Origin of the sequence: Rariglobus hedericola, assembly GCF_007559335.1 — a bacterium.
In the GTDB taxonomy this organism is placed as follows: domain Bacteria; phylum Verrucomicrobiota; class Verrucomicrobiia; order Opitutales; family Opitutaceae; genus Rariglobus; species Rariglobus hedericola.
The window spans coordinates 389,146-414,069 of record NZ_VMBG01000002.1; the positions used below are offsets into that span (position 1 = coordinate 389,146).

The following is a 24,924-nucleotide window of genomic DNA, read 5'->3' on the forward strand; positions in this document are numbered from 1 at the left end:
CGTGCCACTCACTTGCGCGGGGGCAAGCCTGCGTGATGAGGAACGTGCGGAGTTCCGCCGACTGCGAAACGCCTACGATTTCGCCTGCTCGATCTGGGTGACTTTGCCGTCGGCAAAGACGATGCGCATGATCGGTTGTTTACGATTCGAGTAAATCGGACGGCTCACCGGCTCGAGGTAAACGCTGGATTTGCCGGTCTTCGGGTCACGAACGACCTGGCGGCGATAACCACCGTAGGCTTCGCCCTGATACTCCTGCCAGTAACGGTTGTAGATCCACGTGGTCGTCTGGCCGGCGGCGGTGGTGGACTGCTGTTTTTCGTCGGGCCAGCCGAGGGCGATGTAAACCATGTCCGTGGTGTCGCCCACGTTGATCACCTTGTTTTCGAGGCGCGACTGGTCGGCGGTGGACAGCGCGTTGAAGGCCACGGGCTTTTCCTTGGAGCGACTGGTGAATGTGCTGCAGCCGGTGAGAGCGAGCAGGCCGAGGGCTAAAAACAGAACAGGCAGCAAGGGGCGCTTCATGGGAGTGCAGACCTTATGAACGGGAATCCGGTTCCTTGCGAGCGGGATGCAAGGCGGCCAGATCAGGATCGGTGGCGGCCTCGGTTTTCCAATCGGGTTCTCGGGCGATGGCGCGTTTGAGACGGCGGCGGGCCTCGGTCAGGTCATCGAGCAGGCAGTGGTAACAGGCGAGGTTGTAATCGACGAGCGGACTGGGATTTTGGATCGCCTCCTCCGCGATGATCAAGATGTCGAGCGCGTCGCCGATGGCTTGTTTCTCGCGCAACGCATAGGCCCAGGCGATCCACGGACGTTCGTCCTCCGGCGTGGCGGCGGTGACTTTTGCGGCCAGCGTGATGACGCGCGACCAGGCGTGTCTGGCCATGGCGAGTTCGATCTCCACGCCTAGCACCTCGGGTTCTTCACGATCATCGGGCGTGATCAATGCGAGCTCGGCGCGGGCATCGGTGAGGAGATTCAGGCCGATGTAGCCCAAGGCGTAATCGAGGTGCTTGCGCGTGGAAATCATGGGGCGTCGTCCTCCACCTGAGCGGTCTGCCATTCACGGAGCAAGAGGCTGTTGACAGTGAGATCGACGTAATGGTCGTAAAGCCATTCGGCATCGCGCACCACGCCCTCGCGGATGAAGCCGAGCCGTTCGCACACGGCCTGGCTCGCGTAGTTGCCGGGCGCGGCACGGATTTCGACGCGGTTGAGTTGCAGGGTGGTAAACGCATGGGCGGTGAGCGCACGCACGGCGGACGTCATCAGGCCGCGTCCGCAATGCGCTTCATCCAGCCAGTAGCCGATCTGGCAGGTGCGATTGGCGTGATCGATCAGGTGGGCGCCGGCGACACCGACCAGCCGACCCTCAAAAAATAATCCGCAGGCGAAACACCGGTCTTCCGCATAACCGAGACGCATGGCTTCGATGAACGCGCTCGAGTGGCCGACGGCGGTATTGGCATCGATCCACGGGAGCCAGACGCGCAGGTGGGCACGGTTGCGATCCACGAGGGCGAACAACGCGGCGGCATCGTCCTCGCGCAAGGTGCGAAGACGCAGCGAGGGCCGGTCGGTGAGAAGAAGGAGCGCGGGCTCGGCGGACATGGAACAGGGAATACACGGCGCACGCGTGCGGGCAATCCGGAGAACAAGGACTGCTGTTTCAGGCTCGATTCGGGCACGGGCTTTGGCCAATCGTCTGCAATCCGCAGCGCACGTTGCGTTACGGTTCCATCCATCAACCCGTTCAGCCCGCTAAAGTCGCCATGCACTCCTTCGCACGCTTGTTCGCCACGTTGCTCGTCACCGGTTCCTGCACTCTCTCCGTCATGGCCAACACGGCCGCCGACATCGCCCGCGCCGAGACGGTGATGCGCAAAGTTCTCCTCGTTTCCGGCCAGTATGAGGGCAAGAACCTCGTCCTCACGGCGCCTGCTCCGGTCGCCGACAAGAAAGGTAAATATTTCGCGCCGTATGACGGAAACGGCGAGCTCACCCCGTGGGCCAAAAAAGCCGTCGAAGCCAACCTGGGCTCAATCGCCGGCGACAAAGCCGCCGGCGGTGCGATGACTGCGCTCGGCGGGGCCATTCCCGGTGCCGGCCTGCTGTCACCCTTTGCCAAAAAGAAGGCCAAGGAAGTCGGCGCCAAGGCGGCGGTCGGCGGCGAAGAGTTCATCAAGAACTCTTCCACCTACGCGTTTAACTCGATCGAGGATTACTCGGTGTTTCTGCATGCGAAGTTTGCGAATTCGCCGACCTACAAGCAGGCGCTGGCCTCGACGCTGGCCGTGTATCCAGAATTGGAGACGGCACTCGAACCCGCGCTGAAGGCGGCTTATGCCAAGGCGGAACAGGTGAAAGTCGCGGCGGAAAAACAACTGGCGATCAAGGTTGCCGCCGAAAAGCTGGCGCTCGAAAAAGTCGCCGCCGCCGAAGTGAAGAAAAGCGAAAAGACCGCCGAAGCCGAAGTGACGAAAGTCGTGGCCGAGGTGAAGTAAGCGCGGAGAACTTTTCGTCAGGGATTGATCTGAACAAAAACCGGTCGCGGCCCCACGGGGACGGACCAACCACCGGCTCCGGCAGGCGCGATGCGCACCGGAGCCGCTGTGTTTTCGGAGAGCGACATCGGCAGCGCGTCGCCAAGCGGGCGTTGGTGGATGACGACAGGACTTGTGGCATCGCGGTCGGCCTCGGCGGTCCAGAGCATGAGCCACACGGAGCCATCGGCTTTTTTCCAACGCGCGGCGTAGCGGTTGGCATTGTGATCCAAGCGTTCGAGGACGGCGTCACCGAGAAGAGTTTGGATTTGGCGGAGCGCATACCACGACGGCTTGGGTTTGCCATGGCGCAGGATGCCGGCGGCGCCGTGCATCATAGGTTCGTCTTTGTCGTCGAAGAAATAGATGTGTGCACGCTCAACGCCTTCGTTGAGGAAAAGCGGAATCGAGCGGATCAAGTAGGCGGCTTGGGCGGCGTCGGTGACGTTGCCCGCCCACTTGGCGAAGTCACCTTTGCGGCCGTCCAGGCTGGTGGGGCAGTCCCAGCCGAATTCGGTGACCCAGACCGGTTTTCCTTTGGCGTGGGCATCGCGCCACGCGACGACGGCGCGCACATCGCGGAGATACGGCGTGGCGGGATCTTCGGGAAAGGTGCGGTGCCACGTCGGCCAGCCATCGGTCTGCGCGTAAGTGTGGACGGTGAAAATATCCACGCGGTCGAGGAAAGGACGGAAGAGCTCGATGGGTTTATCGTAACCGCCGCTCTTGGCGGCTGCGGTGACGTTGCAGGTGGCGATCTTGAGTTTCGGGTCCCCTTCGCGGATGCCCTTGCTCATCGAGTCATAGGTTCGGGCGTAGTCGGCGTCGGAGTAGCTGCCCGGCTCGTTGCCGATCTCGACGGCCTCAAGCCAGTTTTTTCCGCCGGGGCCGGCCATCCGGGCGAAGGCTTTGCCGTAGGCGCGTGAATCGGCTTCGAGATTTTTCCATTTTGCGGACGGAATACTTTCAATCATCAGGCTGGCGTGAACGCGCATGCCGGCTTTTTTCCAACCGCCGTAGATGTGGTCCCAGTTGACCTTGTTTTTGGCGAACGGAAGCGGAGCGGGGGTCGCGGTGTCGTTGGCGAGATCCCATTCAACCGGGTGATAATCGCGGACGACGCTGGTGACGCCCGTGTAGAGCTCGGGCTTGAACTGCACGGTGTGGCCACAGATTCCGAGGAAGTCTTTGAGTTGAACGGGCGGCGGGGTCGGAGCGGCGAAAGCGAGCGCGGGAAGGCTCAGCGCAAGACAAGCGAGGCGGGGCAGGGGCATGCCGTCATCAACCGTGTTTGCGGCACGGGTGCAACCGGATGTTGGCCGCCAGGCGTCGGCTAGCGGGCGGGCGCGGGCGTGAGTTTTTCGAGGTATTTGGCGGGTTTACGGAGGAAGCGGGCCTCGCATGGTTTGCAGCAGAATTTGATTTCCTGGCCCTCGTAAACGGTGCGCTGTTCGTCGCCCATCGAGCCGAGGTCGTTGTCCGTGACGATGCAGGTTTTGAGCGGATACGGCTTCACGGGCGCATCGGCGGCGTGCGCGGCGGAGACGGAAATGGACAGGATAAACAGGATGAGGAGAGGGATGCGGATCATGACGTTAAAAGCGAAAAAAGAAACCGGCGCCCGCGCCGTAGTCGGAGTCGTAACTGCCGATCAGCGAGAATTGTTTGGTGAGCGTGTAGGTGAGGCCGGTCATCCAGGAAAAATCCTGGGCGGTGTCGTAATCGGCGCGGACGATCAGGCCGAGGCGGGCGGTGAGCGGGATGGTTTTCGCGAGGCCGAGGCGGGCGTCGCCGTTGCTTTGGAGCGTGGCGGTGGCGTTGACGAGGTAGGGCAATGTGTAGGTCGCGCCGGCGATCACCGCGTCGTGTCCGTCGGGGATATCGGTGAGTCGATAGCCGCCAAACACGGTCCAGCGCGGGTTGAAATAGTGGGAGTAGGTGGCGTCGATTTCGTATTCGGCGCGGTCCACGCGACCCCAGCCCGATTCCCAGGCGAGGTTCAGATTTTCGCGTCCGCGTTGGAGGGTCGCGAGGCCGGTGCTCATCTGTGATTGCAGCGTGCCGTCGAACCAGAAGAACGGGTGATCCATGCCGTGTTCGCCGAGGGCGGGCTGGTGGTCTGAACCCTGGTTATCGTAACTCACGGCGCGGGCCATGCCGCTCATCATGTGGTAGAGCAGGTGGCAGTGGAGGAGCCAGTCTTTGTCCTCGTTGGCGTAGAACTCGATCACGCGCCGGCTCATGGGCGGGACATCGACGGTGTGCTTGAGCGGTGAATACGCGGGGTCGCCCGCGTCGGGCATGAGCAGGCGGAAGAAGTGGCCGTGCAGATGCATGGGGTGGTGCATCATGGTGTTGTTGACGAGGACGAGACGGAGGACCTCGCCCTTCTTCACGGGAATCGTGCTGTTCTCGGCCATGGTCTGGCCGTTGAGCGACCACAGGTAGCGCTGCATGTCGCCGGTGAGCTTGAGCGTGAGTTCGCGCACCGGAGCACCGGCGGGCAACGTGGTGGGTGCGGTGGCGTGGAGGCGTTTATAAGGCGGCAGCGGCCGGTCGGCTTCACCGGCGAGCGCCTCGGCATCGGTGAGATCGCCGGATTCGTCGAGGTCGTCGAGCATGGCGGAAAGCGCCATGTCCATGCTGTAGATTTCAAGCGGTCCGGGTGCGGGTGCGACATGTGGCGCGGTGGCGGCGATGTCGCCGAGCAGGAGCGAGGCGTGGCCGGAGTTGTCCTGGGACGTGGCGCGGATTTCCCACGCGCCGTCGGCGGGAACGGTGACAAGGACATCGTAGGTTTCGGCCATGCCGATGAGCAGGCGGTTTTGTTGGATGGGACGCACGTCGATGCCATCGGCGGCGATGATCGTGAGCGGGCCGGTGGCGGAGTTGAGATAGAAGTAGGTCGAGGCGGCAGCGTTGATCACGCGCAGGCGGATGGTTTCGCCGGGCCGGGCGGCGAGGTGCTGGAGCGGGCGTCCGTTGATGAGGAAGGCATCGTAGGCGACGTCGGAAACATCCATCGCGGGCAGGCGGGCGCGTTCGCGGTGGAGATAGTCTTTGAGATGGCCGGCGCGGAAAGCACCCAGCAGGGATTGGGCGGTGCCCTTGCGGAGCGCATACCAATCGCTGCGACGCAGCAGACTGCGTATGACCTCGGAGGGGTTTTCGTTGGTCCAGTCGGAGAGCACGAGGACTTCCTCGCGATCGATGCGCGGGAGATCCGTGCGGGCGGGCGAGCCGGTGCGGGGTTCGATCACGATGCTGCCGTAAACGCCGCGCTGTTCCTGCAGGCCGGTGTGGCTGTGATACCAGTAAGTGCCGGCTTGCTTGAGGTGGAACTCGAAGGTGCGGGACTGGCCGGGGAGAATCGGTGGCGTGGTGAGGTAGGGGACGCCGTCTTCGAGATTCGGCACGAGCAAACCATGCCAGTGGACGGAGGTTTCTTCGCGGGCGAGGCGGTTGTTGACGTGGATGCGGGCGACGTCGCCCTCGTGAAAACGCAGGACGGGGCCCGGTGTCGAGCCGTTGAGCGTGAGCGCGCGAACAAGTTTGCCGGCCGGCGAAAGCGTGGTCTCGGCGATATCGAGGGAGTATTCGACGACGGGAGCGTTGGGGAAGAGTTGCGAGGCCTTGGGCGCGGCCTCGGCGGCGGCGAAACGCGACGCCTTGCCCTTGCCGCCGCACACGTTGCACGCGTGCGCGACGGATGCGGTCAGCAGCACGGAGGTGCCCAGCAAGGCGAGGAATCGCAGTGCGCGCATAGCGTGACGTTACTTGGCCGCTGAGGGAGTGGCGGGCGTAGCGGCGGCAGCAGCGTCGATCTTAGCGAGGTAGGCGGCCGGGTCTTTTTTGAAGGTGCGGATGCAGGCCTTGCAGCAAAGGCGCACAAGGCGGTCGGGTTTACCCTCTTCCTTATGGATGTAGTCGATGGGCGGCCCCATGTCGTCGGAGCCGAGCGCGTCGCCCGACACGACGCAGGTTTTGAGCGGGTAGGCGGCGGCGGCCGGGCTTTCGTCGGCGCGGACGGTGGTGGCGAAACACAAAGCCAGCAGCGATGCGGCGAAGAAGAGTTTATTCATGTGAGGGTGATACGACGGTGAACGCTGTTTCCCTTGGTTAATTTAAGCGAGGTGCGGGTTGGGATTGTGGGGCGAGGCGCGAGCGGTTTGGGTGACACGCATGATTTACCCGGGTTTGGTTTCCGTGACTTTTCGCAAACTCAGCCCCGCTGAAATCTTGGCGCTGGTGAAGAAGGCCGGCTTGAAGGGCATCGAGTGGGGCGGCGACATCCATGTGCCGCATGGCGATCTGGCGCGGGCGCGTGAAGTGCGTGAACTCACGCTGGAGCACGGGCTCACGACCGCGGCTTACGGGAGTTATTACCGTGCGGGCCAGAGCGAGGGCAACGGGCTGGCGTTTGAACGCGTGCTGGAGACGGCGATCGAGCTGGGTGCACCGACGATCCGGGTGTGGCCGGGAGCGGCGGGGTCGGATGTGACCGACGAGGAGGGCCGTTGGAAAATTATTCATGACCTGCGGCGCATCGCGGCGATGGCGGCCAAGGCGGGTGTGAGCGTATCCACGGAGTTTCACGGTGGCACGCTGACCGACACCAATGAATCCGCCGCGCAACTGCTGGTGGAGGTGGATCACCCGAATCTGCTGACGTGCTGGCAGCCGCACAACGGCGAGGCGACCGACGAGTGCGTGGCGGGTCTGCGCGAAGTGCAGTCGCGCGTGAGTAACATCCATGTGTTCCACTGGTGGCCGACGCCGGCCGACAAGCATCCGCTGGCGGACGGCGCGGAACGTTGGGGGCGATTCTGGCCGCTCATCCAAGACATGCCGGGCGACCGGTATGCATTGCTGGAGTTTGTGCAGGGGGATGAGCCCGAAGCGTTCCTGCGCGACGCGGCCACTTTGCGCGAATGGTTGGCGTAAGCTGATCCGGCGCGCTCCGGGGGCTTTGCGCCTCGACAAGGTGCGGGGCCGAAGTTTGGCTCCCGCACTTTGTGTAACCTCGCATGAAACGTCTTGTTCCCCTGCGTCTGACCGGATGGGTGCTCGTATCCATAGCGATGCTGGCAACCAGTCTGTATGCTCAAGATGCGGGTGCGTCACCAGCGCCGGCGCAGGCCGAGGCCTGGGTGCGGTGGATCGGCTGGGTCTTCGTGGTGATGGCACTGGGCGGTTTGCTCGTGTTTTGGATCAACCTCCGCCTGCAAGGACAGATCACGTTGCAGACCCGTGCGCTGCGCATCTCCGAGACGCGGATGCGGAATCTTTTTGAGAACACGCCGGTGGCGATTGTGGAGCAGGACTTTTCGGCGGTCGCGAAATGGCTCGATGAACTTCGCAAGCAAGGCGTGCGCGACCTTTCGGTTCATTTCGCGGCACACCCCGAGTTGGTCGCGGCCAAGTTTAATCTTGTGCGCGTGATCGCCGCCAACCGCACCGTGCTCCGCCTCACGGGCGTTGAAGTCGTGCAGGAATACGAGGGCTTGATCCGCGGCGTGCCAACGCCCGCGATGCTCGATACGTTCGCCGCTCAGATGCAGGCGATCTGGGCCGGTGACACGGAGATGACGCGCGAGTTGCGCTATCGCGGCATCGACAGCCTGGCGGGGCACAGCCTCATGCACTGGAGCGCGCCGCATGAAGACGGCCGCCCGGATTACGGACGCGTTCAAGTGGCTTTCACCGACCTGAGTGTGTTGCGCGCCACCGAGGAAAAATTGCGCGATGTCGAGGACCGCTGGCGGCTTGCCGTGATCGGCATCAACGCCGGTATCTGGGAGTATAATTTTGTGACGGGCGAGACATTCATCTCCGACCGCTGGCGCGAGATCATCGGTTATCCCGCGTCCGACATGACGAATGCGCGCGACGAATTCTGGCCGCGCATTCATCCGGAAGACGTGGCGTCGGTGCGGCAGGCGATGCGCGATTATCTGGAAGGCCACCGCTCCAGTTACCGCGTGGAATTCCGCATGCAGTGCAAGGACGGCAACTACAAGTGGATCCTGTCGCGCGGCATGGCGCTCTTCGATCAGGCGGGCAAACCGCAGCGTCTCGTCGGCTCGCACTCCGACATCGATGAACGCAAGCGCGCGGAGGAATCCCTGCGCTCTTCCGAGGAACGTTACCGCGTGCTCTTCGAGAACTGTCCGGTCGCCATCATCGAATACGATCTGCGCGGGTTGCGCGCCTGGCTCGACGAACTGCGGGCCGACGGCGTGGCGGAATTCGATGTGTTCGCTGATGCGAATCCCCAGGTGTTTGCCGAGGCGCTCAAGGGCTCGGCGATGGTAGGCTTGAACCGCGAAACATTGGAGCTCGTTGGAGCCACGAGCAAGACCGAGGCGATTGAAGCCCTGCCGCGTATTCTTACCTCCGACATGGAAAAGGTCCGGCGCGCGCTCTGCCATGCGCTGTGGGAAGGTCGCAACGCCATTGAAGGTGAGATGCGCATCAACGCGCTCGACGGCACGCCGCGCCGCGTTTTCTACCGCTGGTGGGTTCCCTCGCTCGGCGGTGAATTGAGCTACGCCTGGACGCAGGTCGTGCTCGTGGATCTGACCGGTATCAAGCGCACCGAGGAGGCCCTGGCCGCCGAACGCGAGCGCCTCGCTGTGACGCTCCGCGCGATGGCCGAGGGCGTCATCACCACCGATACGCAAGGCCGCGTGCTCTTCCTGAACGAAGCCGCCGGCGAATTGACCGGTTGGACCGAGAACGCCGCCATCGGCCGACTGCTCGAAGATGTCTGCGTCATGCGCCACGAAAAAACGCGCCTGCCCGTGGCCGCGCCGGCCGCGGCCGCCGTGGCCTCGCACGCAGTCATTGATCTGCCCGCGAACACCGTGCTCCTGGACCGACAGGGATCGCCACGGGTGATCGAAGGCCGCTGCGCTCCCATCCATGACATGCACAGCCACGCGATCGGCGCGGTGCTGGTGTTGCGCGATGTGACCGAGCGGGCCCGCCTCGAAGGCGAAATCCTGCGCGCGTCGAAACTGGAATCTGTCGGCATTCTGGCCGGCGGCATCGCCCACGATTTTAATAATCTGCTTACCGTCGTGATGGGCAACATCACGTTGGCCACGCTCGATTCGCAGGCGATGGCCTCGGCCGGACGCTGGTTGCAGGACGCGGAGCGCGGTGTGATGCGCGCGCGTGATCTCACGCAGCAACTGCTGACCTTTGCGCGCGGCGGCGAGCCGGTGCGATCCGCGGTGCGGTTGCCGGAGATCGTCAAGGAAGCGGCCAACTTCGCGTTGCACGGCTCCAAGGTGCGTTGCGAGTTCGCGATCGAAGACGGCCTGTGGACCGCCGAAGTGGACAAAGGTCAAATCGGCCAAGTGGTGCAGAACCTCGTGATCAACGCCGTGCAGGCCATGCCCGAGGGCGGCGTCATGCACATTTCGATGCGCAACCAGCATCTGAACGCGCTGGCGGTGAGGCAGCTCGATGAAGGTAACTATCTGTGTATCGTCATTAGTGATACCGGTGCGGGTATCCGGCCGGAGCATCTGGCGCGCATCTTCGATCCCTATTTTACGACGAAGCAATCGGGCAGCGGACTGGGGTTGGCGACGGTTTACTCGATCGTTCGCAAGCATCAGGGACACATTGAAGTGGAATCCGAAATCGGCCGCGGCACGCGCTTCCGGTTCTGGCTCCCGGCGGTGCCCGATGCGCGCCCGACTGCGCCCGAGGTCGCGCACGCGCCCGACAACCTGACGGGCCGGGTATTGTTCATGGACGACGAAGAGCCGATCCGCGCGATGGCCGATGCGTTGCTCCGGCGCCTTGGGTTTGAGGTGACCTGTGTGGCCGACGGTCGCGAAGTGCTGCGCGTGTATGCCGAAGGGTTGAGCAACGGCACGCGGTATGACCTGGTGATTATGGACCTGACGGTGCCCGGTGGCTTGGGCGGCAAGGAAGCCATGAGCGAGCTCTGCAAGCTGGACCCGATGGTCAAAGGCATCGTTTCGAGCGGATACTCCAGCGACCCGGTGATGGCCAATTATCGCACCTATGGTTTCAGTGGAATGGTCGCCAAACCCTACCGCCTGACCGATCTGGCGAAGGCGATTCGCACCGTGCTCGAAGGCGGCGATATGGAATAACCGTCAGTCCGCGCGCAGCATGCGCTTGGCGGATTCGTAGGCACTGCGCAGCACCGAGCGATCCATGGTCTGATAGTTCTCCGGTAGAAAACGACGGTCGGAACACGCGAGCACGGCGGCGGCCTCTTGCAAAGCGAGCAGGTTTTCATCGAGCGGATCGATGAACGCGTCCACGGCGGTTTGCAGGTCTTCGAGTTCGAGGGTGTCGTCTCGTTTGGCGAGCACGGCGCGTTCGCGGGCGCGCACGAGGACGGCTTCGACATCGCTGCCGGTGAGCGGACGGCCGCCGAGTTTTTCGCGGATGTAGGCGAGGAGAGGTTCGGCCAGCGCGAGTTTCTGGCTGCGTGCGATCACGCTGAAGAGCTCGACGATCTCGTCGGGGTTTTGCGCGGGGAAGAGCGGCACGCAGAGGCCGAAGCGGCCCTGGCGCTTGAGGTCGATGGCCATCAAGTCGGGGCGCGAAGTCATGGCGATCCACAGCTCGCGTCCGCGGAGGGAGGAATCGCCGAGGTGCGCGGCGAAGGCGGCGAACACGCGGCTCGACACGCCGCTGTCTCCATCGGCGCTGCGGTTGCCGAAGACGGCGTCGGCTTCGTCCACGACGACAATCACGGGCCCCAGTGCGCGGATGGTGAGGAGAATGCGTGCCTGCTGGCGCTCGGTTTCGCCGACCCATTTGGAGCGGAACTGGCCGAGCTCGAGGACGGGGAGTCCGCATTCGCTGGCGAAGCAATCGATGAGGTAGGACTTGCCGACGCCGATGCGGCCGGGGACGAGCACGCCGCGTTCGAGCACGGCGTGTTTGCCCTCGCGGATGAGCCAGGCGAGTTCGCGCAGACGGGTTTTGGCGGCGACGTGGGTGGCGACGTCGTCGAGGGAGCGGCCGACCTTGGGGTCTTTGAATTTAACGAGGTCGCCGCAGTAATCTTCAATGAGGGTGCGTTTGCCGGCGCTGACGTAGGAGGCGGTGATGCGCTGGTCGTTGCGCAGGGCGGTGGCGAGGAGTTGCTCGATGCGCAGGAGCGGGAGGCCGGAGGTGCGGCGCGCGAGGTCGTCGGTGGGGAGATCGCTTTGGGCGGCGAGGGTTTTGCCGTCGGTGTGGCGGTCGAGCCAGCCGGAGCCGAGGAAGGCGGCGCGCTCGTCGAGGACAGGCAGATCGATGCGCACGCGGGCGACGTGCGGATTTTGCAGAAGGTCCCCGTGAAGTTCGGAGATCGTCTCGGTGACGAGGATCACGCCGACATCGCCGTGGTGCAGTTCGGGCGAGGCGGCCCAGGAGAGCAAGGTGACGAGGGCGACGCGTTCGTCGTGGGCGGCCTGGTTTTCCTCGGAGGCGGGGACGAGTTTTTCGGCAAAGTTGACGACGAGGGTGACACCGCGGTTCTCGCCGGTTTCCTCGGCCATGCGCAGGAAGAAACGCCGGAGAACCGGTAGCAGGTGAACGAATACACGCGGTGGTCCGTCGCGGTGGAAGGTGGTGTTCTCGACCTCGTCGTAGATTTTAAGCCACTCGAAGAAACGGGTCTGCATCGCGGGCGTGGCGAAGGTGAGGCCGGCGCCGAGATCGTAATGGAGCAGGTGGGCGCGGGTGGGGAAGAGACGCTGCGAGAGATACGGACCGAGGGCGGCGTAGGTGGGTTTGGGCGCGGCGGCGACGGGGAAGAGATCGTGGATGTTGCCGTGGAGTAGAAAAAGACTGTGGGCGCCGCTATTCCAGAGGCGGGCAAGTTCGGTGGCCCAAGTGGGGAGTGCGGCGCGGTGGGAGATCGGGCTGGCGGACATGGTATGGAAAGGGGCGATGAGCTTGGAGCGGGTTGCGGGTGTGTGCTCTTAAAACAATAATGTAGGTCCAGCGGCTTACGGTTTGCTCCTCCAAGTGTGGAGGCACGATTGACAGGATTTTTTAGAACCATGCGTTGATTTCCAAATCATCCAGCCCAAAGCAGGCAGCATCAGCAGTGGCAGCGAGAACAACACGATCCAGACGAACGGTTCGTCCGGGTAGCTGATTTTTCGCGTTCCGCAGCGTGGGCACTGAGACAAAGAGTCGGCGTCGTCAGGATCTTCGAACGCTTCATCGTCGGTCGCATTGAAATCCAAACCGAGGACCCGTTGCGCCTCCTTAAGATCATCGTATTCGACAAAGATAGCATACTTGGAGTCGCTCGCACGATTTCCGTTGGAAAGATACCTCAGCTTGGCTGGCACATTTGCGGCGATCAGAGCTGCCATGCGTTCTTCCGCGGATTCTTGGGTTAATCCCGTAAGCAGATGTGGCATGTGAAGGGCTGGGGATCGGAGCGCGAGCGAGCTCGCGGCCTACGATGAGAGGGGTGGTTCGGGCTGGCGGGTGGCGGTGGCGGACGGAGTGACCATCGCGCCGGCGGGGAGGGCGGGGAGTTGGCCGGTGAGGTCTTTGAATTCGGAGAGCTCGGAGAGCCAGCGGTTGGTTTCGGCGAGGTGTTCGATGCTGATGTCGATACGCGCGCCGAGGGACTCGGCGTTTTTGTGGGCGACGGCGTCGGCTCGGATGAGCTTGGCCTGTTCGACGAGGCGCTCTTGTTCGGACAAAGCGAGATCGAGGTTGGCGCGAGCTTGCGCGATGCGGGCGATGCGCTGGCGGAGGGCGTCGAGACGATCGCGACGCGAGGCGAGGAGCTTGCGACGGGTTTCGAGCGAAGGGCTGGCGGGCGAGGCGGCGATCTCGGCTTCGAGCGCAGAGATTTCGCGGGCGGCGGCTTCCTCGGCTTGAGGGAGTTGTTCGCGGCGTTCGGTTTCGAGGTAAACTTCGAGGGACTGCTCGATGGTTTGCAGGCGCAGGTAAGTCCAGAGGAGTTCGTCGAGTTTGCGCAGGCGGGTATCGAGCGAGAGAGTGAGATCGCCGGAGGAGTTTTCGGCGGATGCGGCGGTGATGTCTTTGCAGACGGCGACGAGCGACTGGTGATGGCGGCGGCGTTCGGCGGAAAGGGAAGCGAGGAGCTGGGTGCGCTGGGCTTCGAACGCGCGTTCGCGTTCGGAGGAGGCGGCGTTGTCGGCAGCGAGGCGTCGGGCGTCGATTTTTTTGCGGAAGCGGGCGGAGTCGGGCAGATAGACGTGACCGAGAGCGTAGAGCACGCCGCCCACCAGCAGGCCGAGGGGCTCGCCGGTGGCGAACCCCAGGCCGAGCGTGAGCACGGCGAGCCAGAGATGGTCGCGGCTCTTCCAGAAGAGCCGGCGGTAGTTGGGCGGAGTGTCGGTCAAGGGCGTTGGCCAAGTTTACTCGACGGTGAACCACTGGACCTCGACGCGGCGATTCTTCTCGGCGTCGGTGCCGGAGGGCTCTTCCCAGCCGCGACCGATGGTTTCGAGGCGGGTGGGGGTGACGGCGAGCTTCTCGATCAACACGCGGCGGATTTCGTTGGCCCGGAGCTTGGAGAGTTCCATCGCCTTGAGAGACATCTGGCGGACGAAAGCGTCGCCGCCCTGCTGGCGGAATTTTTCAACCAAGGCGTTGTCCACGTGACCGCGCAGCAGGATGGTCGAACCGGGGCTGACCTGGAGGAGCCGGCGGATGGAGTCGAGGTTGGCCATGTTCTCCATGTTACCCATTTCGAGATTGGACGAATTGGGCTGGAAGAGGAACCGGATGTCTTTCGTGAGGAGCGGATCGCCCTCGAGCGCGCCGGCGGCGGAGCTGCGGATGGGCGAGATGGAAATCTGCTGGCCGGCGAAGGCGCCGGAGGCCTTGAGAGCAGTCAGGTAGGAGACATCCATGTAGCGCTCGGCATCGGTCGGCTGGTCAATGAGCGAACCGTAGGCGAGGAGGGCGGAGGAGAAGATGCCGCTGAAGCTGCCGGCGGAATCGATGGAGCCGGAGAAGAAGGCGAGATTCTCGGGAAGGTTGGAGAGATGGACTTTGGTTAACTCGTCGCGGGCGTCTTCTTTGCTCCATTTGAAGGCGCGGGCGATAGTGTCGAGGTGGGCGGCGGGTTGGTCGCGCACGAGGCGGTTGCCCTCGAGCGTGCCTTCGACGAGACCGGCGACGATCTTGGGATTGGCTTGGGCGAAGCCTTTGTTGAGGACAAGAATGTCGGCGATAATCAGGAGATTCTTGTTGGTGGTGAGGAGCGTGGCCGCGCCGGCGCTGGCGTCGACGACCTCGGTGGTCTTCGGGGCCCAAGTGATGCAACCGGCGAGAAGTTTACCGCCGTCCTTCAGGTCTTTGAGGAAGAGATCACCGGCGGCGAAGGCGTCTTCGGCGAAGAGCAAGTTGACCTTTTCGGGATCGGGACGATCGGTGGGGGACTTGAGGAGGTTCACGCCGATGCCGGCCTCTTGAGTAAGATAGCGGATGAAGAAATCGGCTTCGGTGAACTGGGCGGTGACGAGGGTCTTGCCCTTGAGGTCGTTGATGCGGCGGATCTCTTTGCGGACGACGAGACCGTCGGCGCCACGGGAGAAACCGATCTGCACGGGAGCAGTGACGGCGAAGTTGCGGCAATGGGCGGTGATCACATCGACGGTGGTGGCGGAGGCGGCGATGCGACCTGTGTTGAGCGCGGGCCAGCTCTCTTCCTCGCTGAGTTTGATGCGCACCTTGAAGCCGTGCTTCTTGAAGAAGAAGGAGTTTTCGGACGGCTCGAGACCGCCGTTGGCAACGATGATGCCGGCGTAGCCCGCGTATTCGCTGAGTTCGAGGTCAACGGTGTTGTCCTTGAGGATGTAGGCGGCGGCGGGAGGGAGAATCGGGCACGTGTCGAGGGCGGCGACAAACTCGGCTTCGTCAATGTTGGTGGCGGCGGCGGGTGAGGCGTTAGCCGCCGCGGACGAAGCGGAGGGGATGAGTTTATCCCACCACTTGTAGGTGCCGAGGCCGGCGATGCAGAGGATGAGGATGGTGAAGACTAGTTTGCCGCGAAGGGTCATGGGAGGGAGAGGCGGAGGAAAAGGAGTAGGGTGAGAATGAGAACGAGGCGGGGGAGCGGCCGCGAAAACGGATCAGTCGCTGGCGCTCCCCGCTACGAAGCGGACGAATCAGGATTCAGCGATTTTCTGGCGGGCGGGGGCTTCTGCTTGCGGTGTGGTGGCCTGGGGCTGGGCCATGCCCATCTTCTGCTGGTATTCTTTGAAGAGAAGGGAGCCGCGGGCGCGTTTCATCTCTTGCTGGCGCTGGATGGAGGAGCCCATTTCCTTGGCGAGGTCGAGGGTGGCGCGCATCTGGCCTTCGCCGCCGGCGGCGGACTGGCGGAGTTGCTGCATGGATTGGCCCATTTCGTCGCCCATCATGCCCTGGAGTTCGCCGATGGAACCCTTCATGAGGCCGGCGAGCTGCTCGAGGTTGCGCCCGACGGCGACCTTGACCTTCACGGTTTCGAACTCGCGCTGGAACTTTTGGATTTCACGCAGGCTGTTGGCGATGATCTGGGTGTTCTGCTGGTAGAGGTCTTCGAGGCTGGTGAGCTGTGATTTGTTTTCTGCGAGATCGTGATCGAGCGCGGCGAGTTCCTCGGCGTAGTGGATGCCGTTGACCTCGTCGTTGGAAGCGGCGGCGGCTTGAAGGAAGCCTTGGGTGTCGGTGCGCTGGCGTTCCTGGCGCTTGATCTGGTCTTTGAGGAGGGCGATCTGGCCGGCGAGTTGTCCGTTGGCGTAGTGGGCCTTGTCGGCTTTGGCCTTGGCATCGCGGATGCCGCGTTCGACAACGGCTTGGTTGATGGCGTCGGTTTCGGTGGCTTTTTCAGCGGCGAGACCGAGCCAGATAAAGAGACGTTTGAAGGCGCGAAACATAGTGGTGTGGTGTTGAGGGCTGGCGGATTAAAGGTGAGGAGAGGCGGCTGAGCTTAGGGCGCTTCGACGAGAATCTGGTTTTCGAGAATAAAATCGAGCTGGCTTTGCAGTTGTTTTTCATCGGCGGCTCCGATGAGGGTGGCGCCGGCTTTCTGAAGTGAGGCAAAAACCTCGGGCGGGATGTCGAGGGCGATGATGTGGACGAAAATCGGCTGATCCTGGCCGTTGGTTTGTTTCTCCAGTGCCTTGAGGGCGGCCAGGGGCGTGGAGCCCGTGGTATTTTCACCATCGGTGATGACGAGGAGATGTTTGCTGGCGGCGGGAGTGACTTGCAGGACCCGGCCCGCGGCCAGCATGGCGTCACCCAGCGGGGTGCCGCTGTCCGGCGCGGGAAGAGCTGCGAGCCAGCTGCGGGCGGCGTCGGCTTGAAATGGACCGAGCGGCAGCGCCATGCGGGTGCGGACGCCGTCGAAGATGACGACGCCGAGATCAAGGCGTTTGGCGGGTTGACCGGCCGAGGGCTGGGTGAAGCGTTCGAGGCGGTCGATCACGAGCCCGAACGCGCGCTTGGCGATGACGTGCTTGGCGGCGAGACGACCGTCCTGTGCCCGAATGGGAGTCTTCATGCTGCCGGAGGTGTCGTAAACAACGGCGAGGGCGACATCGGCGGGCGTAGCTGCCTGGGCGGCAGCCGAAATAAACGCGGTGAAGATTATCAAGAATCGTGCGCCTTGAAGCAGACGGCGCCGACACGGGGAGTTGGAGGTGGACACGGCGGATGTTGTAGCAGCTCCGTGCGTTGCATGAAATTATAATTACAGGCGGGTTTTCGTCCTTCGTGGAAAAAGCGCACAAAGCCCCGCCCGTTTTTGAGGATGTAATCGGGGCGGATGTAGTTGATTATTTGATACGAATTTCCTGGGCGGTTTTGCGGCTGTTGCCATGGTGTTGCCGAAGTCGTCCTGCCAACCAACCAAAAGGATCAAAACGTGGAGTGAAGAGGTGTTTCCCGACGGATGGAGGGGCTATGCACGGGTTTCCCTGTGCGCGGCCGTCTGGGTGGGTTACCTCAGATGGGGTGTTTGCCTTTGACCCTACAGGGTGTTTGGCCGAGTGAATAAGGTGCTGGAGCACCCTCTTTTTGGTCCGGGCACAAGCCCAACACTCACACACATGATTTGGTCCATCGGTAAAAAAATCCTGCTCGGTTATCTGCTCGCCTTGCTGTTGCTGGCGTTGATCGGAGTCGGCGCGTTTCTCGGCGTGCGGGAGTTGTTGTCGGCCGCGGCCATCCGGACTCACACCTATCAGGTCATCGGCCAGATCGAGCAGATCGAACTGGAGATCGTGAATGCCGAGACGAGCCAGCGCGGCTATGTGTTATCCGGACAAGAAACGTATCTGGAGCCTTACAAAGTGGCGGTCGGACAAGTCTCCGCCTCCATCGCGAAACTGGCCGAGCTCACCAAGGATAATCCCGAGCAACAGGCCCGCATCGCCCGCTTGGAAGTGCTCGCGGATGATAAAATGAAGGTGCTCGCCGAATCGATTTCCTTGCGTCGCAACGACGGCATGGACGCGGCCATGGCGCTTTTCCTGAAAGGCACCGGGAAGCAGATCATGGACAAAGTGCGCGCGCTCTCCGCCGAGCTGCGCAACACCGAGCTGGAGTTGCTGGCGGTGCGTTCGCTGCGCGCCGAAGCGGATGCGCGCCGTGTGAATTTAATCATCCTCGCGGGCACGCCGATTGCCGGCGTCATTTTATTGATCGTCGGACTGCTGGTGGCGCGCGGTATCGCCCGTCCTCTGGCCAGGATTACGCATGCCGCCGAGCAGATCGCATCGGGTGATCCGACGGTCGAATTGTCGTCCGCCGCCGGCCGCAGTGACGAGGTCGGTCAGCTCTCGCGCAGCTTTACGCGCATGGGCAAGGTGCTCGCCGAGGTCGCCGCCGTGAACACGCGCATCGCCCAGGGTGATCTCAGCGTGACCGTCACGCCGCAGTCCGCCTCCGATAAATTTGGCAACGCGCACCATCAGATGATCGATAAATTATCCCAGCTGGTCGGCGCCGTGCAGCGCGCCGGTTTGCAGGTCAACACCTCCGCCACGGAGATCGCGGCGACTTCGAAACAGCAGCAGGCCACCGCGACGGAAATCGCCGCGACCACGACCGAGATCGGCGCCACGTCGCGTGAGATTTCCGCCACCTCGAAGGAACTCGTGCGCACCGTCAGCGAGGTCAACCGCGTGGCCGAGGAAACCGCGCAACTGGCCGGCAACGGCCAGAGCGGACTCGGTCGGATGGAAGGAACCATGCGCAACATCATGGACGCCTCGGGCACGATCTCTGGAAAGCTCGCGGTGCTGAATGAGAAAGCCACCAACATCAACGCGGTCGTCACCACGATCACCAAGGTCGCCGACCAGACGAACCTGCTCTCGCTCAACGCCGCGATTGAAGCCGAGAAAGCCGGCGAATACGGCCTGGGCTTCGCGGTAGTTGCCACGGAAATACGCCGTCTCGCCGACCAGACCGCGGTCGCCACCTATGACATCGAACAGATGGTGAAGGAAATGCAGTCGGCGGTTTCGGCCGGCGTGATGGGCATGGATAAATTCTCCGAAGAGGTGCGGCGCGGTGTGGATGAAGTGCGCCAGGTCGGCGCGCAACTCACGCAGATCATCCAGCAGGTGCAGGCCCTGACGCCGCGTTTCGAGGCGGTCAACGAAGGCATGCAATCGCAGTCCACCGGTGCGCAGCAGATCACCGAGGCGCTTTTGCAGCTCAGTGAATCGGCGCAGCAAACGGCGGAATCCCTGCGCAGTTCCAGCATCGCAATCGGGCATCTCAACGAGGCGGCCCGCGACCTCCAAAACGGCGTCGCCCGCTTCAAGCTTCGCGGCTGAACCAGGTTCCCGCCGCAACTTCCCGTGTCGCTTTTCCTTCAATTCGAGATTGGCGGCCACCGCTACTTGCTTGAGGCGAAGTGCGTGGCGGCGGTGCTGCCGATGCCGGAACTCAAGCCGGTGCCGGGCTCGCCGGAAGGCGTCGCCGGAGTGGCTAATTACCAAGGCGCGCCGGTGCCCGTGATCGATCTGTCGGCGCTCGCGACCGGTCGCGCGGCGGCCAATCGTCTGAGCACGCGGCTCGTGCTGGTGCGTTATCCGGCGGCGGATGGTGAAAAGCTGCTCGGGCTCGTCGCGGAACGGGCGACGAGTGTGCTGCACGCCGACGACGCGGCGTTCACATCGGCGGGAGTCGAGGCGGCGCCCTGGCTGGGCGGGGTCACACCGGCGGCGGGTTCGCTGGCGCAACGGATCGAGATCGGGGCGTTGTTGCCGCCTGATTTGCGCGCGGTGCTTTTTCAGGCGGTCGAGGAGGAACGGGTATGAATGAGTCCGACATCGTGCCGCTTGAAAATTACCTGCGCGACACCATCGGGCTGGCGAGCGATTCGATCGGCCGCGGGCTGGTCATGCGCGTGGCGCAACGTTGCATGAGCGCGGCCGGCGCGCACACCGTGGCGGAGTATGTGGTGCGGTTGCGCAATGACAGCCGGCTGCGGCAGGTGTTGATCGAAGAACTGGTGGTTTCGGAGACGTGGTTTTTTCGAGACCGGCAGCCGTTTGAATTACTGGCGCGGCTGGCGTTGGACCGGTCACGTGCACGTCCGCTGCGCGTGCTGAGCATGCCGTGCTCGACCGGTGAAGAACCTTATTCGATCGCGATGAAGTTGCTGGGCGCGGGGCTGGCATCCGATGCATTCCATATCGACGCGGTGGATATCAGCGAAGGCGCGCTGGCGGTGGCGAAGCACGCCAGCTACGGCTCGAATGCGTTCCGCGGTGACGAAGGCCGCGCGCGCGATATGTGGTTCACGCCGGCGGGGGCGCGCTGGTATCTGGATGAACGCGTGTCGTCGCAGGTGAAATTCCATCACGGCAATCTGTTCACCTTCGCGCCCGAGGTGCGTTACGATTTTATTTTCTGCCGCAACCTGCTGATTTATTTTGATGCGCCGATGCAGGGCACGGCGGTCCGGCTTTTGCAGGACCTGTTGGTGGATGATGGGGTTTTGTTCGTGGGGCACGCGGAGGCGGCGGTGCTGTTGCGCGAAGGCCTCGTGTCCTGGCCGGAGTTGCGGTCGTTTGCGTTTACACGACGGGCGGATCGGCCGGTGAAAGCGAAAGCCGTCTCCACGGCGCAGGCGCATTCCCGCGTGCGTGCGCCGTCGTTGCCGAAAGAACGGCTGCCGTTTTCGGATGTGGTGCGGCGAACGGAGCGGACGTTTACGGTTCAGACGGAGGATGCATCGCTGGCGGAGATCCAGTCGATGGCCGACGCCGGACGAGTCGATGAAGCGGCGCTGCTCGCGAAGGCGCATCTGGCGACGCATGAACCCTCGGCGGAAGCGTTTTATCTGCTCGGGATCATCCATGACGCACGCGGCGATGCGGGTGGAGCGGAGGCGGCTTACCGGAAAACACTTTATCTGAATCCGAAGCATGACGGGGCGATCACGCATCTGATCTTGTTGCTGGATAAACGGAGCGATCCCGAGGCGTTGAGACTGAGGCAACGGGCGCGGCGTCCGTCGGGCCGGGGAGGTAACGCATGAGCGAAGAGAGTCCCTCCACGCCGCCGAACGGCGGCGGCATGCGTCGTCGTGTGGTTGATCCTGAAGTTGGTGCGCGGCTGCTGGATCGTGAGCCGCCTCCGGGTTACCGCGCGGAGTGGACGGCGTATCTGTCGAAGCCTCCGAAGAAGGCCGAGGTCACGACGGATTCGGCGCTGGTGTTTCGCGTCGGCGCAGAGTGGCTCGCCCTGCCGGCGAGCTGGGTGGGGGAAGTCGCGCCGGTGCGTGCGGTGCATTCGGTGCCGCACCGGCGCGGACGTGCGTTGGAAGGATTGGTGAACGTGCGCGGCGAATTGCTGCCGTGTTTCTCATTGGACGGATTGCTGGGCATCGATGCCGCGGACGGAGTCACCGGTTCACGACGCCTCGTCGTGGCGGGACAAGGCGCGCGGCGGCTGGTGTTTCGGGCCGACGAAGTCTTTGGCGTGATCCGTTATGACGCGGCGCGCAGTCTGCCATCGCCCGGACGCCTGCGGCATGTGAAGCACCTGCTGGAGTGGAAAGGCCGCACGCCGGGGCTGCTCGATGCGGAGAGCGTATGGAACGCACTCGAAAGGAGTCTCGCATGAGCGACGACTTGAGTAATTTTTCGTTGATCGAGCTCTTCAAGCTCGAAGCCGAAGGGCAGATCGCGCTGCTCACGCGGCATCTGCTGGCGCTCGAGCAAGGTCCGGCCGGGCCTGAAGTGCTGGAGGCGATGATGCGCGCGGCGCATTCGTTGAAAGGTGCGGCGCGTATCGTGGGGCTCACGCCGGCGGTGCAGGTTGCGCACGTGATGGAGGATTGTTTTGTGGCGGCCCAGCAGGATCGTGCGCGACTGGGACGTGCGGAGGTTGACGCGCTGTTGCAAGGCGTGGACTGGCTCGCGCAATTGTCGCGGCTCAACGAGGCCGACGTGGAAAGCTGGACCACGGCGCATGCGGATCAACTCGACGCATATGTGAGGGAATTAGCGGGGTCGAAGACGCCTGTCGTGAACGCGGCGCCGCCCGTGCCGGTGGCGGCCCACGATGTTCCCAAGGCGGCGACGGTGGAGCCCGAGCCGATGGACCGGGTGTTGCGGGTGACCGCGGAAAAACTCAACCGCTTGCTCGGCCTGGCTGGCGAATCGCTGGTGGAGTCGCGCCGCTTGCAACCGTTCAACCGCAGCCTGCTTCGCCTCAAACGCGTGCAACAGGAACTCGGTCGATCGATTGACCGGTTGCGCGAGGTGCTGGGTGATGAGGCGGGTGAACGCGTGGGTGGCTATCTGCGCGAAGTGCAGTCGCGCGCGGCGGAGAGCCGGGAGCTGCTCCAGGTTCGCATGGAAGAGATGGACCGCTTTGACCGCGCGGCGACGCAACTCTCCGGACGACTTTATCGTGAGGCGCAGGCCGTGCGCATGAGGCCGTTTGCCGATGGCGTGGCGGCGTTTCCGCGGATGGTGCGCGATCTCTCACATCAATTGGGCAAGGACGCGCGGCTGACGATTGCGGGTGAACAAACCCAGGTTGATCGTGACGTGCTCGAAAAAATCGAGGCGCCGCTGACGCACCTTTTGCGCAATGCGGTCGATCACGGATTAGAGACGGCTGAGACACGCATCAACACGGGCAAATCCGCGTGCGGTGAACTGCGGCTCGAGGCGCGTCACCGTGCGGGCATGCTGATCGTTACGGTATCCGACGACGGGCGCGGTGTGGATATCGAAGCTGTGCGGGCGGCAGTCGTGCGCAAAAAACTCACGACTGCGGAAGTGGCGTCAAAACTCTCCGCACAGGAAGTGCTCGATTTTCTTTTTCTCCCTGGGTTTTCACTAAAAACCGAAGTCACCGAAATTTCCGGACGAGGCGTGGGACTCGACGTGGTGCAGTCGATGCTCAAGGCGCTGCGCGGCACGGTGCGCATCCACACGCAGTCCGGCCACGGCACGACGTTTGAGCTTCATCTGCCGGTGACGCTTTCGGTGGTGCGGGCGTTGCTCGTGGAAATCGCAGGTGAACCGTATGCGCTGCCGCTGGCCTCGGTCGCGCGGGTGTTGCGCGTGGAACGTGCGCAGATCGAGACGGCGGAGGGACGTCCGCATTTTGCCTTCGACGGCGGGCGGGCGGCGCTGGTGTCTGCGCGCGAAGTGCTGGAGCTCGACGAGGCGGGTGCGGGCGGCGACAGCTGGTGCGTGGTGGTGCTCGGCGACAAAGGCGCGCGGCACGGACTGGTGGTGGATAAATTTCTCGGCGAACGGGAGCTGGTGGTGCAGCCGCTCGATCCGCGTCTGGGCAAGGTCGAGGACATCGCGGCGGCGGCCGTGCTCGAAGACGGTGCACCCGCGCTGATTCTCGATGTGCAAGACCTGCGCCGCTCCATGGGCCGGCTCACCAGTGAAGGCGCGGCCGGACGCTGGTCGCGTGCGAAGGCGGCGAGCGCGGATGTGCGCCGGCAGCGCGTGCTGGTGGTTGATGATTCGCTTACGGTGCGCGAGTTGGAGCGCAAACTTCTCGTCTCGCGCGGCTATGACGTGACGGTGGCGGTTGACGGCATGGAAGGCTGGAATGCGGCTCGCACGGGCGACTTCGACCTGGTGATCACGGATGTCGACATGCCGCGCCTGGACGGCATCGAATTGGTGAAACTCATGAAGGCCGACGATCGTCTGCGGACGCGGCCGGTGATGATTGTTTCTTACAAAGATCGTGAGGAAGACCGGCGTCGTGGCCTTGATGCAGGCGCGGATTATTATCTGACGAAGGGCAGTTTTCACGACGAGAGTTTGCTGGACGCGGTGGTCGATCTGATCGGTCCCGTGGGGGAGGCGGGCGCATGAGAATCGCGATCGTCAACGACATGCCGCTGGCGGTGGAAGCGATGCGTCGCGTGCTGGCGACCGAGAAGCGGCACTCGCTCAGCTGGACGGCACGGGACGGCGCCGAGGCGGTGGAGAAATGCGCGGCCGACACGCCCGATCTCATCCTGATGGATTTGATCATGCCGGTGATGGACGGCGTGGAGGCGACGCGGCGCATCATGTCCGAGACCCCCTGTGCCATCCTCGTGGTGACGGCTACGGTCGAGGGCAACGCCACGCGCGTTTACGAAGCACTCGGCGCCGGGGCGCTCGATGCCGTGGAGACGCCCGCGTTTGGGAAAGGATCCGGATTTCTTCTGGTGAAGCTCGATCTGCTCGAGCGCCAGATCATGGGCCGGCAGTCGACTTCACCTTTGTTTTCGGCGGCGGCGATGGAGAAAAAAGTCGAGACTCCGGCGGATGGTGCGCAAGCGGCGGACTGGCTGGTGGCGATCGGGGCCTCCGCGGGTGGTCCGGCTGCGCTGGCCAAAGTGCTGGCGGGGCTGCCGGCGGATTTTCCCGGGGCGATTGTGATCGTGCAGCATATCGACACAGCGTTTGCGGCGGGGTTGATCTCGTGGCTGGACAGCCAGTGTGCGTTGAAAGTCGTGGCGGCAGGCGACGGTGTGTATCCATTGCCCGGGCACGTGTATGTCGCCAGCGGCGACCGGCATGCGGTGATCAGCCCCTCCGGACTGCTGGTGCAAACCGATGAACCACGAGGATGCATCTATTTGCCGAGCATAGACGTTTTTCTCACCAGCATGGCATCCAACTGGAAAAAAGCAGGAACCGGGCTTCTCCTCACGGGTATGGGTCGTGACGGTGCGGCCGGTTTGCTACGCCTGCGCCAGGCGGGTTTTTTCACGATCACGCAGGATCGGGAGAGCTCCGCCGTGTATGGGATGCCCAAAGCAGCCGCCGAACTGAATGCGGCATCACAGGTGCTTTCTCTGCAGTCCATTTCCGGTCAGTTGCGACAACTCGCGCTTGATAAAACCAAATTGAAGCGCCGCTAA

General features: G+C 63.2%; 22 protein-coding genes. 9 read left to right on the forward strand and 13 right to left on the reverse strand.

The features are described 5' to 3' along the window. Positions 1-72 precede the first annotated feature (72 nt). The 3 genes from FPL22_RS11940 to FPL22_RS11950 are packed head-to-tail and all read right to left on the reverse strand — an operon-like array spanning position 73 to position 1,614. The gene (locus FPL22_RS11940; RefSeq protein WP_144230629.1) at positions 73-525 is read right to left on the reverse strand and encodes a VOC family protein; all 453 of its coding nucleotides are present in this window, start codon (positions 523-525) and stop codon (positions 73-75) included. 13 nt (positions 526-538) lie between these two features. Continuing rightward, positions 539-1,033: a TPR end-of-group domain-containing protein gene (locus FPL22_RS11945; RefSeq protein WP_144230630.1), complete on the reverse strand. Its 495-nt coding sequence runs from the start codon at positions 1,031-1,033 to the stop codon at positions 539-541. Further along, positions 1,030-1,614, reverse strand: a complete 585-nt coding sequence (locus FPL22_RS11950) for a GNAT family N-acetyltransferase (protein ID WP_144230632.1) — start codon at positions 1,612-1,614, stop codon at positions 1,030-1,032. The genes FPL22_RS11945 and FPL22_RS11950 overlap by 4 nt, the downstream gene beginning before the upstream one ends. A gap of 161 nt (positions 1,615-1,775) precedes the next feature. Between FPL22_RS11950 and FPL22_RS11955 the strand changes: the two genes are divergently transcribed. Then, positions 1,776-2,507, forward strand: coding sequence for a hypothetical protein (locus FPL22_RS11955; protein WP_144230633.1), 732 nt, complete (start codon positions 1,776-1,778; stop codon positions 2,505-2,507). Between the two features lie 17 nt (positions 2,508-2,524). Here FPL22_RS11955 and FPL22_RS11960 read toward each other — a convergent pair whose 3' ends face one another. From FPL22_RS11960 to FPL22_RS11975, 4 genes are read right to left on the reverse strand one after another with little or no spacing between them, the layout of a single operon-like run. Next, positions 2,525-3,820, reverse strand: coding sequence for a cellulase family glycosylhydrolase (locus FPL22_RS11960; RefSeq protein WP_144230635.1), 1,296 nt, complete (start codon positions 3,818-3,820; stop codon positions 2,525-2,527). A 59-nt stretch (positions 3,821-3,879) separates the two neighbouring features. After that, complete coding sequence (locus FPL22_RS11965; RefSeq protein WP_144230637.1) at positions 3,880-4,137, reverse strand: eL24 family ribosomal protein; 258 nt, start codon at positions 4,135-4,137, stop codon at positions 3,880-3,882. A 4-nt stretch (positions 4,138-4,141) separates the two neighbouring features. Further along, the gene (locus tag FPL22_RS11970) at positions 4,142-6,310 is read right to left on the reverse strand and encodes a multicopper oxidase family protein (protein WP_144230639.1); all 2,169 of its coding nucleotides are present in this window, start codon (positions 6,308-6,310) and stop codon (positions 4,142-4,144) included. 9 nt (positions 6,311-6,319) lie between these two features. Further along, complete coding sequence (locus FPL22_RS11975; RefSeq protein ID WP_238991402.1) at positions 6,320-6,628, reverse strand: hypothetical protein; 309 nt, start codon at positions 6,626-6,628, stop codon at positions 6,320-6,322. A gap of 124 nt (positions 6,629-6,752) precedes the next feature. Between FPL22_RS11975 and FPL22_RS11980 the strand changes: the two genes are divergently transcribed. Both FPL22_RS11980 and FPL22_RS11985 read left to right on the forward strand, forming a co-directional pair. Beyond that, the gene (locus FPL22_RS11980) at positions 6,753-7,490 is read left to right on the forward strand and encodes a sugar phosphate isomerase/epimerase family protein (RefSeq protein WP_238991403.1); all 738 of its coding nucleotides are present in this window, start codon (positions 6,753-6,755) and stop codon (positions 7,488-7,490) included. A gap of 83 nt (positions 7,491-7,573) precedes the next feature. Then, positions 7,574-10,681, forward strand: a complete 3,108-nt coding sequence (locus FPL22_RS11985) for a PAS domain S-box protein (RefSeq protein WP_144230643.1) — start codon at positions 7,574-7,576, stop codon at positions 10,679-10,681. A gap of 3 nt (positions 10,682-10,684) precedes the next feature. Here the strand turns inward: FPL22_RS11985 and FPL22_RS11990 are convergent, their stop codons facing one another. The 6 genes from FPL22_RS11990 to FPL22_RS12015 all read right to left on the reverse strand — a co-directional run bounded on the left by FPL22_RS11990 (position 10,685) and on the right by FPL22_RS12015 (position 17,163). Then, positions 10,685-12,463 carry an ATP-binding protein gene (locus FPL22_RS11990; protein ID WP_144230645.1) on the reverse strand — a complete coding sequence of 593 codons (1,779 nt, stop codon included), beginning with the start codon at positions 12,461-12,463 and terminating at the stop codon, positions 10,685-10,687. 75 nt (positions 12,464-12,538) lie between these two features. Continuing rightward, on the reverse strand, positions 12,539-12,961 hold the full coding sequence (locus tag FPL22_RS11995; protein WP_144230647.1) for a hypothetical protein: 423 nt from the start codon (positions 12,959-12,961) through the stop codon (positions 12,539-12,541). Positions 12,962-13,000: 39 nt separating this feature from the next. Continuing rightward, positions 13,001-13,921, reverse strand: a complete 921-nt coding sequence (locus FPL22_RS12000) for a coiled-coil domain-containing protein (RefSeq protein WP_144230649.1) — start codon at positions 13,919-13,921, stop codon at positions 13,001-13,003. A 15-nt stretch (positions 13,922-13,936) separates the two neighbouring features. Next, a complete protein-coding gene (locus FPL22_RS18115) occupies positions 13,937-15,586 on the reverse strand; it encodes a phosphate ABC transporter substrate-binding/OmpA family protein (RefSeq protein ID WP_144230651.1) in 1,650 nt (549 codons plus the stop codon). 108 nt (positions 15,587-15,694) lie between these two features. Then, a complete protein-coding gene (locus FPL22_RS12010; protein ID WP_144230653.1) occupies positions 15,695-16,444 on the reverse strand; it encodes a hypothetical protein in 750 nt (249 codons plus the stop codon). Positions 16,445-16,497: 53 nt separating this feature from the next. After that, entirely contained in the window at positions 16,498-17,163 is a 666-nt protein-coding gene (locus tag FPL22_RS12015) for a vWA domain-containing protein (protein WP_144230654.1), read from the reverse strand. A gap of 454 nt (positions 17,164-17,617) precedes the next feature. On the opposite strand from FPL22_RS12015, the gene FPL22_RS18120 reads away from it, so the two are divergent. From FPL22_RS18120 to cheB, 6 genes are read left to right on the forward strand one after another with little or no spacing between them, the layout of a single operon-like run. After that, positions 17,618-19,354, forward strand: a complete 1,737-nt coding sequence (locus FPL22_RS18120) for a methyl-accepting chemotaxis protein (protein WP_144230656.1) — start codon at positions 17,618-17,620, stop codon at positions 19,352-19,354. Positions 19,355-19,378: 24 nt separating this feature from the next. Then, positions 19,379-19,840 carry a chemotaxis protein CheW gene (locus tag FPL22_RS12025; protein ID WP_144230658.1) on the forward strand — a complete coding sequence of 154 codons (462 nt, stop codon included), beginning with the start codon at positions 19,379-19,381 and terminating at the stop codon, positions 19,838-19,840. Continuing rightward, positions 19,837-21,066 (forward strand): CheR family methyltransferase, encoded by a 1,230-nt coding sequence (locus tag FPL22_RS12030; protein ID WP_144230660.1) that lies wholly within the window; start codon positions 19,837-19,839, stop codon positions 21,064-21,066. The genes FPL22_RS12025 and FPL22_RS12030 overlap by 4 nt, the downstream gene beginning before the upstream one ends. Further along, positions 21,063-21,653 carry a chemotaxis protein CheW gene (locus FPL22_RS12035; RefSeq protein ID WP_144230662.1) on the forward strand — a complete coding sequence of 197 codons (591 nt, stop codon included), beginning with the start codon at positions 21,063-21,065 and terminating at the stop codon, positions 21,651-21,653. Before FPL22_RS12030 ends, FPL22_RS12035 begins: the two co-directional genes overlap by 4 nt. Further along, entirely contained in the window at positions 21,650-23,884 is a 2,235-nt protein-coding gene (locus FPL22_RS12040; protein ID WP_144230663.1) for a hybrid sensor histidine kinase/response regulator, read from the forward strand. The genes FPL22_RS12035 and FPL22_RS12040 overlap by 4 nt, the downstream gene beginning before the upstream one ends. Then, the gene (gene cheB, locus FPL22_RS12045; RefSeq protein WP_144230665.1) at positions 23,881-24,924 is read left to right on the forward strand and encodes a chemotaxis response regulator protein-glutamate methylesterase; all 1,044 of its coding nucleotides are present in this window, start codon (positions 23,881-23,883) and stop codon (positions 24,922-24,924) included. The genes FPL22_RS12040 and cheB overlap by 4 nt, the downstream gene beginning before the upstream one ends.